General features: G+C 39.8%; 13 protein-coding genes. 5 read left to right on the forward strand and 8 right to left on the reverse strand.

The annotated features are described in order from the left end of the window. Positions 1-200 precede the first annotated feature (200 nt). From I2F31_RS12135 to I2F31_RS12145, 3 genes are read left to right on the forward strand one after another with little or no spacing between them, the layout of a single operon-like run. Positions 201-1,262 carry an ABC transporter substrate-binding protein gene (locus tag I2F31_RS12135; protein ID WP_228285155.1) on the forward strand — a complete coding sequence of 354 codons (1,062 nt, stop codon included), beginning with the start codon at positions 201-203 and terminating at the stop codon, positions 1,260-1,262. 30 nt (positions 1,263-1,292) lie between these two features. Continuing rightward, positions 1,293-2,288, forward strand: a complete 996-nt coding sequence (locus I2F31_RS12140) for a FecCD family ABC transporter permease (protein WP_195769808.1) — start codon at positions 1,293-1,295, stop codon at positions 2,286-2,288. A 2-nt stretch (positions 2,289-2,290) separates the two neighbouring features. Beyond that, positions 2,291-3,061, forward strand: coding sequence for an ABC transporter ATP-binding protein (locus I2F31_RS12145; protein WP_195769761.1), 771 nt, complete (start codon positions 2,291-2,293; stop codon positions 3,059-3,061). Here I2F31_RS12145 and I2F31_RS12150 read toward each other — a convergent pair. The 7 genes from I2F31_RS12150 to I2F31_RS12180 all read right to left on the reverse strand — a co-directional run bounded on the left by I2F31_RS12150 (position 3,056) and on the right by I2F31_RS12180 (position 11,146). Further along, a complete protein-coding gene (locus tag I2F31_RS12150; RefSeq protein WP_228285933.1) occupies positions 3,056-4,420 on the reverse strand; it encodes a sensor histidine kinase in 1,365 nt (454 codons plus the stop codon). The genes I2F31_RS12145 and I2F31_RS12150 overlap by 6 nt on opposite strands. A 14-nt stretch (positions 4,421-4,434) precedes the next feature. After that, the gene (locus I2F31_RS12155) at positions 4,435-5,124 is read right to left on the reverse strand and encodes a response regulator (RefSeq protein ID WP_195769762.1); all 690 of its coding nucleotides are present in this window, start codon (positions 5,122-5,124) and stop codon (positions 4,435-4,437) included. A gap of 1 nt (position 5,125) precedes the next feature. Next, on the reverse strand, positions 5,126-6,775 hold the full coding sequence (locus I2F31_RS12160; protein ID WP_407647890.1) for a phosphoethanolamine transferase: 1,650 nt from the start codon (positions 6,773-6,775) through the stop codon (positions 5,126-5,128). Between the two features lie 46 nt (positions 6,776-6,821). Beyond that, a complete protein-coding gene (locus I2F31_RS12165) occupies positions 6,822-7,526 on the reverse strand; it encodes a phosphatase PAP2 family protein (protein WP_195769764.1) in 705 nt (234 codons plus the stop codon). 363 nt (positions 7,527-7,889) lie between these two features. Beyond that, positions 7,890-8,483 carry a single-stranded DNA-binding protein gene (ssb, locus tag I2F31_RS12170; RefSeq protein WP_195769765.1) on the reverse strand — a complete coding sequence of 198 codons (594 nt, stop codon included), beginning with the start codon at positions 8,481-8,483 and terminating at the stop codon, positions 7,890-7,892. Between the two features lie 65 nt (positions 8,484-8,548). Further along, positions 8,549-9,913: an MFS transporter gene (locus I2F31_RS12175; RefSeq protein WP_195769766.1), complete on the reverse strand. Its 1,365-nt coding sequence runs from the start codon at positions 9,911-9,913 to the stop codon at positions 8,549-8,551. A gap of 150 nt (positions 9,914-10,063) precedes the next feature. After that, entirely contained in the window at positions 10,064-11,146 is a 1,083-nt protein-coding gene (locus I2F31_RS12180) for a DUF475 domain-containing protein (protein ID WP_195769767.1), read from the reverse strand. 140 nt (positions 11,147-11,286) lie between these two features. Between I2F31_RS12180 and tenA the strand changes: the two genes are divergently transcribed. Next, complete coding sequence (tenA, locus tag I2F31_RS12185; RefSeq protein ID WP_195769768.1) at positions 11,287-11,973, forward strand: thiaminase II; 687 nt, start codon at positions 11,287-11,289, stop codon at positions 11,971-11,973. Here the strand turns inward: tenA and I2F31_RS12190 are convergent. Then, positions 11,970-12,329, reverse strand: a complete 360-nt coding sequence (locus tag I2F31_RS12190) for a GlpM family protein (protein ID WP_195769769.1) — start codon at positions 12,327-12,329, stop codon at positions 11,970-11,972. The genes tenA and I2F31_RS12190 overlap by 4 nt on opposite strands. Positions 12,330-12,623: 294 nt before the next feature. Here I2F31_RS12190 and I2F31_RS12195 point away from each other — a divergent pair, with 294 nt between their 5' ends. Continuing rightward, positions 12,624-13,001, forward strand: coding sequence for a hypothetical protein (locus tag I2F31_RS12195; protein ID WP_195769770.1), 378 nt, complete (start codon positions 12,624-12,626; stop codon positions 12,999-13,001). The last annotated feature ends 87 nt before the right edge of the window (positions 13,002-13,088 follow it).

Genomic DNA, 13,088 nt, shown 5'->3' on the forward strand with positions numbered 1-13,088 from the left:
ATTTTTCAAATAATGAAACACCATTAACATGTTAAAAATAAATGCTTTTCACCCCAATAAATACAAATAATTCTTATTCTCTTTAGTGCATTAATTTTTTTAAAAAACATTCAATTTTTATGATTTTTCTACATGATGTGGTTAGAATCTTGCTGTTTTTTATACTTTATTCAATCTCGCTGATGGAGCAATATGTGAACATGTACGTTCTTCGTCATCATCTATGGCAAATGATGACCTGTATGGTCTTGGTTGTCATCACAGTATGGCTCAGTGCATGTAGCGCTCCACCTTCTGTAGCAACGTCACCGATGAATTCACCCACAGACATTCAAGTCACCGATGCTTCAAATCATACCGTTACCTTAACACGCCCTGCACAGCGCATTGTGGTGCTCTTTGAGGCCAGTTTAGATGATTTATATATGCTCGGTGCAGGTCAGTCTGTGGTGGGCATTCCTGCTAAAGTTTACCATTCACCCAGTCTTTTTGCGGCATATCGCCTCCTCGACCCACGTATTGCACAACAACAGATTGCAACACCCAGTAGCTGGGAAGCATCGACCAATTTAGAAAGCATTGTGGCATTACAACCCGATTTGGTTTTAGTCAGTTCAGGGCAACGAGATGTCATTGAGCTATTAAAAAGCATGCACATTGCTGTTTATGCCGTACAGTCAGAAAACTATCAGCAAACTCGTAAAGAACTCCTAGATCTTGGTGTCTTAACAGGACAAGCTGAACGCGCGAAACAGTTGGTGAGTTTTATTGAAGATGAAATTCAAGCCATGCACAACACCAGCAATATGCCCCCTAAACAAGTCTACTATGCATGGTCAGGTGGGCGTATTTTCTCAACATCAGGCCGTAACTCTATGCCAAACACCGTCATGGCATTGGCAGGCACAGAAAATATTGTTAAAACTGAATTAGACCAACCCACAGTGAACCCTGAGCATTTAATTGAATGGAATCCAGATGTGATTTTACTGTGGAACTCTGACCCTAAACTGATTTACAACCGCCCCGAGTTACAGTCATTAAAAGCCGTACAAAATAAGCAAGTCTTTAGCTTAAACCCAAGTTTTTTATTTAACCCCCACACACCCAAAATTTTATTGGCAGCCAATCAATTACACCACTGGGTGAGCCCATCAAAACAGTCAGCAATTTATGCCAGCCAAGATCAAAAACGTATTTTAAGCATGTTTTATGGCCCAATCATTGCAGAGCAGTTGCTGCAACTTGCTAAAAATACCTAAGGATATATTTTGAAAACCCCAGTTTTTTGCATGATTTACGTGTTTCCAATCCCATTTATTATTTTTTCTTTACTGATTGGGCCATCGCAACAATTTGGCTGTATAGATTACGCCCATGCCTTACTCAGTTTTGTATTACCCTCACACTACTTTAGCCAGTACCATGCCAATGACCTTGCCATGATGCAAAATATTATTGTTAATATTCGCATGCCTCGGGTTTTTCTCACTTTTTTGGTAGGTGCAGCACTCGCTTCTTCAGGCAATGCCCTACAAGCCCTATTTCGTAACCCACTGGTGGACTCTTATATTTTAGGTATTTCATCGGGGGCTGCCTTAGGGGCAGCTTTAGCATTACTCACGCAGTGGCTACCTGTGCAAATTTCAGCCTTCATTTTTGGTATTTTTGCGGTATGTCTGACCTACGCTTTTGCACAGCAACGCCATGAAAAAAGCTCTGTGGTGGTCATTTTACTCTCAGGCATGATTGTATCGGGCTTATTTATTGCAGGACTAAGTATCGTGCAATATTTGAGTGACCCTTATAAATTACAAGCGATTGTACAATGGACAATGGGCAATTTACATCAGGCAACATGGAGCAAGGTCAATCAAGCTGTCTTGCCAATTTCTGCTTCACTAATTGTTTTATACATTTTACGCTGGCGTCTAAATTTATTGGCTTTAGGGCATTTAGAAGCCCAAGCCGTAGGGGTAGACCCGAAAAAAGACCAATTTATTGTGATTCTATGTGTGACTTTAGCCACTTCATCTTCCGTGGCTGTGGCAGGAATTATTAGCTTATACGGTCTTTTTCTCCCCCACCTCATTCGCATGATGATTGGTCCTAACAATGCCAAGACTGTGCCTGCAAATATTTTTTTAGGCGGTTCTTTTTTACTGCTGATTGATAATATTTCACGTACATTTTCAAGCTTTGAAATTCCAATTGGTATTTTCACCATGCTGCTCGGTGCACCGATCTTTTTATATTTAATTCGTCGCTATAACATGAACTGGGCGTAATCATGACCAATATTTTTATTCGTGAATTAAGTTTCCAATACCAAAACCGTCAAATTTTAGAGCATATTAACCTACAGTTTCATGCGGAACGTTTTTCTGTATTATTGGGTAAAAATGGCAGTGGAAAGTCAACATTATTCAACCTCATGGCAGGCATTTACCCCCTGCAACAGGGTCAGATTTTATTCGAAACACAGCCTTTACAGACACTCAAAGGGCAACAACGTGCTAAACAATTTGGCTTTTTGGCACAAAATCATCACAGTGTATTTAACTTTCAAGTACTAGATGTAGTCATGACAGGCCGTAGTGCTTTTTCAGGCTATAGACCTTCTTCAACAGACCAAGATCAAGCTTTTGATGCCTTAAAGTCTTTAGATATTGCACATTTAGCACAAAGAGATTACACCACATTGTCAGGTGGTGAACGCCAATTGGTGATGATCGCACGGATTTTAACGCAAAACCCTAAAGTTATTTTCTTAGATGAACCCACTAACCATTTAGACATGTACTATCAAGCATTTTTAATGGAAAAGTTACAACAGTTAAGCCAACAAGGCTACACCATTGTTGCAATTATGCATGACCCCAATTTGGCATTTTTATACGCAGATGACTTTTTCTTTTTAAAGCAACAACAGATTATAAAAGCCGACAGTAAAGACCAAGCCTCTTGCCCAATACATTTACAGCAGATTTATGGTTTGGCTTTTGAACAAGGGTTTGTGGCTGGTGAACCGATGGTCATGCCGAAAAAGAAAAGCTTATAGTGATGATATTACTTTAAAGCGTAGCTGAGCACACAGCCCTGAAAGTTCTTTAGAGTCTAAAAGGGTTAATTCACCTTGAATTAAAGCCAATGCAGTATCAACAATAGATAAGCCCAAACCACTTCCCACCACATGCTGTTGGGTTTCGACTAGGCGAACAAATTTATCTCTGACTGCTTGGCGTTGATGTGTCGGAATACCTGAGCCACTGTCATGTATTTCAACCACAACATCGGCGTCTACCAGCATCACTTTCACTAAAATTTGCCCATCATTGGGTGTGTATTTAATGGCATTGTCCAAAATATTAACAAAAATACTTTCAATGGTGGCATAGGTTGCCCAAATTTGCGGAATATTCATGTTAGGTGAGATATCCACCTGAAAATGCATATTTTTTGCAAGCATCGCAACCTGTAATTGACCAATTGCCTGCCGAAGTACATCTAAGACATCTATTGGTAAAAATTGTTCTACATTCATATCATCTTGATGTGCCAATTTCATCAGTTGCTCTACCAGCCGTGCCATACGCTGTGTACTGAGCTGTAAATCCGCTAAATTTTCTTGATACACTGCACTGCTTCGCTCTGTTCGCTGTAAAAGTTCAACATGTAGCTGAATGGCAGTTAACGGTGTTCTCAGTTCATGTGCAGCATTGGCAACAAAGAGCTGTTGCTGATTTTTAGCGTGGGCAATACGCTCAAATAAATAGTTTAATTCATTGATTGCAGGAATAATTTCTGTAGGCAGTTTGGCTATTTTAATTTCTGATAAATCTGAATGATGGCGATGAGAAAACACCTGTTTTAAGTCTGCAAGTGGTCTTAAATGCTTTTTAATCAGCCGATATAACCCAAACACTCCTAGAGGCACAAAAAACAAATACGGCAACAACATATTGATCGCTAACTCTTTAGCCAATGCCACTCGTACCCGCATGAGTTGACTAATTTGTATTTGCTTGTCGCCAACAGGGCGTACATACATTTTTAAATCGCCTCGGGAGGTCATTTGATTCGTAAAGTAGGCCTTTTGTGCAATAGGGAGCAAATAGCCATGCGAAAGACCGGTATGTTTTAATTCAGATTTTTCAACCACATCAATAAACACATCTGTTTCGTTATAACGATATTTGGGATTAAACACAGATGTTCTAAAACTTTGATTATGTACTTCTAAGAAGTTCGCCATTTCCTGCATTTGACGATGAATCACTTCTTGTGATTCTTCAAGTGCAATCCGATAGGCAGAAATACCAATTAAAAATAAAAGTACTAAACTAAAAATGCAGATGGTTACAGACATACGCTTACTCAGCGAATAACCATAATATCGAGCACGTAGTTTTTTTAACATTGCTATGTCATCAATTATTGATTGTTTTCATTGGAGATATTTAGGCAATACCCCAAACCACGGACATTACGAATACGATGTTTACCCAGTTTCATGCGTAAGTTATAAATATGCACTTCAATGGTATTACTTTGAATCTCATCGTCCCAATCATACAACTTTTGCTCAAGCATATCTCTTGAAAAAATCTGATTGGGATACATCATCATTGGTTCAATAATCGCCCACTCTTTGCTCGATAAAATCACTTGTGTGTCATGATCAAAAAAACGATGGGTCTGCGGAAACATACTTAATGCCCCTACTTTAAAGCACACCTCTTCATCGCTATAGGCCGTACCACGGCGAATCACCACCTCTATACGTGCCAGTAACTCATCAAAGACAAACGGCTTAACAAGATAATCATCCGCACCAAGCTTTAGCCCTTGTACTTTGTCTTTGGTTTGGTCACGAGCACTTAAAATAATCACCCCTGTTTTATGCAGGTTCAGCGTTTTACGTAAATACTGTAAAACTGCTATACCGTCATACTCAGGTAGCCCTAAATCGAGCAAAACAAGGTGGTAGAACTGCTTAGATAAACAGTCGAGTGCTTCCAACCCTGTTTTCGCCCAATCGACATGATAATTTTCATGGCGCAAAAGCTGAATGGTTGTTTTACTAATCATTAAATCATCTTCAATGAGCAGTATTTTAATCATTTCAGTTTCCTTGACACTGGTGTAGTAAGTCGAGATTTACATCTGAAACGGCTGTTTTCACATCAAGTAAATTCAACACCGTTGGAAAGAAATTATCTTGGCTCACGGCATCATGAACTTTCTTTTTCAAACATGCAGTACTTTGTGCCTTGGTTGGCCACTGCGGTGAGAACCACAACATCATTGGAATATGCGTTTGCTCTTTTGGTGCAATCATATATGGTGCACCGTGTAAATACATGCCATTTTCACCTGTAGATTCACCATGATCAGACAAATAAAACATACTCGATGCCACAGGCAGTGCTTGCAACTGTTTCACCACGCTACTAATAATATAGTCAGTATAAACAATGGTATTGTCATAAGTATTAATCAGTTGTTCACGACTACATTTTTGAATACTGTTGGTCGCACATACCGGTTTAAAGGTTTCAAATTCTTTTGGATAACGCTTGTAATACGCAGGCCCATGACTGCCCACTTGATGTAAAACAATGAGCTGATTTTGCTTAAGTGCTTTTAAATCTAAACCACTTAAATAATGCTGTAACCCTTGCAACAGCACTTCATCATAGCACTCACCGCCGTCACACCACTGTTTATATTTCGGGTCATTTTCAGGAATAATCACGTGCTGAATACGGTCACATGCACCTTTACACCCTGAGTTGTTATCAATCCAAGTGACTTCGTAACCTGCTCGTTTGGCAATGTCTAACAAACCTTCACGATGCGATGCTAAACCTTCATCATACTCTTTTCTTGGCATGCCCGAAAACATACAAGGCAGTGACACTGAAGTTTGTGTACCACATGATGTCGCCGCGGTAAAATTGATCACATCAAGCTGACTCAGTTCTGGATTCGTCTGACGATTATAACCATTTAAACTAAAGCTTTGTGCTCGCCCAGTTTCACCCACAATTAAAACCACAATTTTGGGGGTCTGTGCCTGTCCAACAAACTGAGCATCTGTACCGTACTGTACTAATGGTGGGTTTCCTTGTTTAAACTGCTTTTTAAAATAACTACCACCATTTGAAATCACATTCAGGGGTGAAATTTGCCCTTTTAATTCTCTATGTTCTCTAAAAATAGGGGCATATTGGCTATAGAATGAAAACAAACCAAGGCCGACCACAAACAAAGCGATAAAGCTGATGATGATCTTTTGGTAGAAGGTAGTCAAGAACCGTTTTGGCTGAATATTTATACACAGTAAAACAATGAGTGGAATGAAAAAGAACTCAAAAAAATGGATGAAAAATGGTACAGAAATAAGGTCTTTGACCTCATTTACATCTGTTTGCATGACATTTTGAATTTGTTCTTTGGTAATGTCTATGCCCAGTTGGTTGACAAAATAACTACTGCTTGCTGTCAGCACAATAAACAGCAATGCAACTGTTTTTGCTGTACGATGCCATGAAATGATTTGTAAAACAAAAAGATATAATGCTGTAATAATCAAAAAAGTAACGCACAAAAATAAAATTTGTGAAAAACCTTGGAAAGCACTGTATTCAGTCACTTTTTGATAAAAACGAAAGTTAGCAAAACCTGACATCCATATGGACAGCAACAGATTAAACACCAATAGACTCATGTTTAATCGTTTTAATTTAAAAGGTAAAGGCATAGCGACCATCAACATATTCACAGACACGTTATTACAACGCATCAAAATTAAGAGTTTATGAGCACTCTAAAAGAAGTGGCTTAAAGCCTGAATAAAATGTACGAAAGGTCTTATATATGACAAATGCAATCAGCCATGACCACCACAAAGACCATAAATTATGGCTTAAAAAATGTGCACCTCGTATCATTTGAACCCAGCTCATCATAAGACCAAGGGTCAATGCAAGTATTAGTCCAGTCTGTGCAATCTTCGGATAATCATAGCGATATGCAAAAAATAAAATAATCAGGGAGAAACCACCAGAGGCATGGCCACCGGGGAAACATTTTGCACTAGTATTCACATCTTGAGACCAATGTATTGTACCTAAATGAGTACTCACCATAGACCAAGGACAAGCATGTGCAGAAAATGATTTTAAGACTGCAATATAACTGACAGAACAAGCCATTGAAAACAAAACCATCATACAGATTTTTTGTAAAATTGGATTTCTTTTACTGAGTTTTAAATAAAATAAAGTGATCAAATGTAATACAGCAATACAAATCACCACATATTTCAGCCCATAATGCCCAATCGAAATCAGATAGGGGTTATTCATATAAGTATAGTCACCCTGTGGACTGACCCATGGGGCTGAAAATAGCTGATCTACTTTCCCTGCAACAGGGATAAAAATATTTAATAGCAAACAGCTTATGCACAATAATAATAAGTTAGACACATCAAATGCGTTCAGAGCATTTTTTCGCAAGACCATACACCTATATACCAGATGTTGGTATTAAAAAATGCCAAAATGAAGGTTTGATGAGCCAAATACGTTTAATTTAAAGAACAGGTATTCTTATTTCTGTCGGCAATCACGCCAAGAAAATATATCATTTTAGACACAGTGCACTACGTTTTTTCGTACACATACATACACCAAATTGCTCTACTTCTCCTCTTATCGTTATCGCTACAATAATCATGTCGCAAAGGAGTCGTACATCGCAAACTGAAGTGATGTACAAATGCGTAAGTGTCACAAGATATGATACTTCTCTCGGTGGAGATAGTAAAAAAGCCTAACAGGATGTTAGGCTTTTTTACGTTTTAAACTACTCAAAATGCTCTAGAACGGTAAATCATCATCTAAATTATTTGGAGCAGGTGCCGCAGTTGGTTGCTGTGGCTTGCTTTGAGACTGCTGACCATAGCCACCTTGTTGAGGTGCACCGCCATACTGATTATTCGATGGCTGGCTATTATTGTTATAGCCCGTGTTTTGGTAGCCAGTATTACCACCACCATAGCCACTATTTTGCCCTTGTGGCTGTTGGTTAAAGCGTGGCTCGTTATAACCGCCCTGACCTTGCTGTGCATCAGACGAGCGTGCTGAATCTAACATTTGCATGCTGTCACCACGAATTTCAGTGGTATAACGCTCTTGGCCGTTTTGGTCAGTCCATTGGCGGGTACGCAGTGATCCTTCAATATAGACTTTAGACCCTTTGCGTAAATACTGCTGTGCCACTTCGCCTAAACGGTTATTAAGCACAATACGGTGCCATTCTGTATTTTCTTTACGTTCACCCGTATTTTTGTCCGTCCAAGCTTCACTGGTTGCAATTGAAAACTGAGTTAACGAACCACCATTTGGAAAGCTTTTAGTTTCAGGGTCTTTACCCAAAGTCCCAACAAGAATTACTTTATTTACACCACGCATGGTCTGTCATTTCCTCTATTATTTATAAAATATGCTCTATTCTACCTAATTTATAAGATTCAGCACTAGATGGCTAGGTCTTTGCCGAATAACTGCGTTAAGTCCTGTCGTCCTTCATCAGTCACAACACGCTTATCTAACTTTACGTAAGCCACATTTTGCTGTGACATCACTACCACTTCTTCTACACCTTGCACCGCTAAAATCCGTTGCGTCAGCATTTTGCTATCGCACTCAGGGGGTAATGTTAATACCAACGATGACAAATAACGTGGTTGTTTTAAACTAAAACTGATAACCAACCACACAATTGCAATAGCGAGTAATATACTCCATCCAATCGCTGTTTGATGTAGCATCAGTAATTGACCACCTAAAGTACCACCACAAAATGCACCTAAGAATTGTGCACTGGCATTCACTCCCATGGCTGTGGCTTTTGACTGAATTGGTGCTGCTTTAGATAACCACGAAGGCAATAAAGCTTCCATAACATTAAACGCGACAAAGAACAGTCCAAGACCAAGCAACAAAATATATTTAGAGGTGAAACCAAAGACCAAGACCAAGAGGCCTAAAATTACACCTGTGATGGCTGTAAGAAAAATTCCACGCATTTTGCGGTATTTTTCTGCCACAATAATACTTGGAAATGAAAATAACACACCTATAAGTAACAGTGGCAAATAAACAAAACCATGTTTCGCCAGTGGAATTTGGGCATATTCAATGAGCTGTGAAGGCACATAAATAAACATGGCCGTGAGCAATAAGTGTAATGAAAAAACTGAAAAATGTAGGCGATTTAAATCCGCCATACTCAATACATTTTTTAACTGTTTTAAATAACCTTGCTCAAAATTTTGATGATGCCGTGTCGTTTTAGGGACAAGTAACAACATAAGTATAGCCAACAGTCCCATCACTGTCGTTACCCAAAACAAACCAGAAATACCCAGCACACTGGTCAACCACGGGCCAATACTAAATGCCACTACAAATGATAGGCCTATGCTCATGCCCATGACTGCCATGGCCTTGGTACGCTGTTCTTCACGGGTCACATCGGCAAGTAACGCCATGACCACCGCAGAAACTGCGCCTGCACCTGCAATGGCTCGACCAATAATCACCCCATAAATGGTATGTGACATGGCAGCAACCGCACCACCTAGTGCAAATAACAGTAGCCCAAATATAATTAAAGGCTTACGGCTGAAACGATCTGCCCACAAGCTAAACGGAATTTGTAAAATGGCTTGAGATAAACCATACACCCCCACTGCAAAACCAATTAACGCAGGCGTAGCATATTGATATGACGCTCCCTCTACCGCAAATACAGGAATAATCATAAACAGCCCAAGCATTCGCAGCGCAAAAATACTGCTTAAAGCAAAGGTTGAACGGCGTTCTAAAGCATTCATCATATTCATTCTATCAATGGCTTAGGGAGTTAACTACGTCATCAGATGGCCTAACTGCTGTCTAATGCGTTGCTTTGGCCAAACAAAGCAATGTTATTTTCGAGTCATTCTATTATATACAGTTTACTGAATCTTGACTTAATACTAGACCCATCAGCCTGTTGGACGCTGTGCTTTATTATAACGCACTGAAGCCACCACTGCCCATACAATAAAGGCAATGCCGATCAGCCCCGTCACAACTTCTGGTACATGCACACCTGTACCACTGAGCAACATAATCACTGCCAATGCACCAATGGCATAATGTGCACCATGCTCTAAATAAATATAGCTGTCTAAAGTGCCTTGCTCAACCAAATAAATGGTCATTGAACGCACAAAAAGTGCTCCGATGGCCAGACCAAGCATAATAATCACCACATCAGAGGTAATGGCAAATGCCCCAATCACACCATCAAAGCTAAATGACGCATCAAGCACTTCTAAATATAAAAAGCCACCAAGACCTGCTTTCACCACACCCTTACTTGCACCATGTGCATCATGCATAATCGCTTGGCCGTGTTCATCAACCTCAGGTTCACCACCCAACAAATGACCCAATACTTGCACACCAATATAAACCACAATACCCCACACACCTGACATCATCACTGCCAAACGTACTGCTTCAGGTACTTGCTGTGCCACAACCAACAACGCAATTAAAGCGATAAAAACAGACATCGCTGGCACACCACCTAAGTTGGCTAAACGTTTTTCTAAGCCTTTAAACCAATGCGTGTCTTTATCTGCATCAAAAAAGAAATTTAAAAATACCAACAATAAAAATGCACCACCAAAAGCCGCAATTTCAGCATGATGTGCCATTAAGCGTGCCGAATACTCTGTAGGCTGATTCAACGCAAGTTTCGCCACTTCAACCACCCCCATGTCGGCAGTCACCGCCACAATCACCACAGGAAATACCAAACGCATGCCAAATACGGCAATTAAAATTCCCACCGTTAAAAACAGCATTTTCCAAAAAGGTGTCCAGCCTTTTAATACCGATGCATTCACCACCGCATTATCAAACGACAAAGAGATTTCCATCACCGCTAAAATGGCAGTAATGGTCAAAGCTTTAAACATGGTTTCTAAACCTGCTTCAGGCCCATGCGTATAGCCCCAATAGGCTGAAATCGCCAAACAAATCAAACTTAAAAAAATAGAAAAACGAAAATGCTTCATGCCACTGACTCACCAAAAAGGATAAAAAACCACACCGCAATGCACCACACTTTCTTATTCATCGGTATCATTGCAAAACACACGGCGTAAAAGTGCGTTATAGTAAAAAGAACGCTCTTTAATAGCAATCATATAACGACATGACACACACATTTACCCAACAACTGTGGCAAGACAACGTTGATTTATACCAACACACCCTCAACCACCCGTTTAACCAACAACTCGCTCAAGGCACACTGCCAAAAGAGATTTTTCAACACTATATTATTCAAGATGCACACTATTTAGTGGCCTATGGCAGAGCCTTAGCAGTCACTGCGGCCAAAGCTTTCGATGCAGACGATATTATACAGTTTTCTGAAGGGGCTAAAATTGCCATTATTGTTGAACGCAGTTTGCATAAAGACTTTATGCAACAGTTTGATATTGCACACAGTACCTTTGAAAACACACCTTTAAGTTTGGCTTGCCACCACTACACGTCTTTTCTCACAGCCACGGCATGGTCTGAAAGCTACCCTGTGGTTTTAGCCTCTCTGTTACCCTGTTTTTGGATTTACGCAGAAATTGGCAAAGAGATTGTGAAACAGTCACAGCCGAATAATCCCTATCAAGCATGGATTAACACTTATGCAGGTGATGAGTTTAACCACGCCGTACAAAATATTATACGTACCATAGACCATGTGGCCTCACTTTCTGACCCAAGCACTTTAGAAAAAATGAAACGTGCTTACAGACATGCGGCCGAACTTGAGTGGCTCTTTTGGGACAGTGCCTACAAACAACAAAACTGGCATGGTTTAGATCAGCTCAAAGGCTAACGGTAAAATGACGTCCACGCATACAATAGTATGCCTGCTGCAACGACCCATGCGCAGGTCGCAAGACCTAAACATGCCCCAATAGATACCCGTGTTGCCAAGACATATACCATCGCCAAATACACAGCATACGGAATTAAAGACCACAGCCCGAACAGGGCTGTTTTTTGTAGTGCCTGTGCGCCCTGCCCTTGAAATACAATCACATGAGCAATCAAAGCAAAGGTTGGAAACAGTGGAATAAGCCCTGCAATGTAAAATGATTTACTTTTAGAAAGCACTGAAATAACCAGTACCATGAGTGCACCCAACAAACATTTCAAAAATAAACCAACCACAGCAACCACCACCCACATTTAAAACTTAGCCAATATTACGCAAAAATGCTACCCCAAAACACAAGACACTATATATTGTGTAAATTATTTTAAATAATACAACATATAGTACATAACATGTCATATCGCTTAACAATTTGTTTTTAAATCATTTCTCTTTTACATCATACTTTATGTCACAAATATAGTCATTCCAAATGTAAAATAAGCTTGCTTTTAAGCCTTTTTTCTTGCAACCTAAAAATACAAATGATAACCGTTTACATCTAAAAACCATTAAGACACCCCAATACAACAAGCGAGAATCTAACTATGCAACAGAACGATACCCAAGGTACTGAGGCAATCCGTGCGATGAAAACACTGCGTCAGTGCTGGGAAAACAATGAAGAAATTTATATTAATAAAGGCTGTTTACACTGTGGCTCTGCCGCCACCTACCTCATTTACTTCACCAATCGTGACATACAAAACACCATGTTACATTTCATTGAAAAATACAACTGTAACCGTGTAGACCGCTTTGACTTACTCGACATTGAACACTTTGCAAGTGACTACGAGCGTGTCTTAGTTCAACTTGAACAACACATTCAAGACTATGCACAAGGCTGTATGCAAAAGCCTCGCCACATCTGTTTTGAAGAAGTCAGCTCGATTTTTGAACGTGAACTCAACATGGCCTGCTAAACACCGATCACACAAAATGAAGCACAACTTTAGTTGTGCTTCATTTTTGATTGTTGAATAATAAACACAGTTATACAAAACCATGAA

Source organism: Acinetobacter rathckeae (genome assembly GCF_015627125.1).
GTDB lineage: Bacteria > Pseudomonadota > Gammaproteobacteria > Pseudomonadales > Moraxellaceae > Acinetobacter > Acinetobacter rathckeae.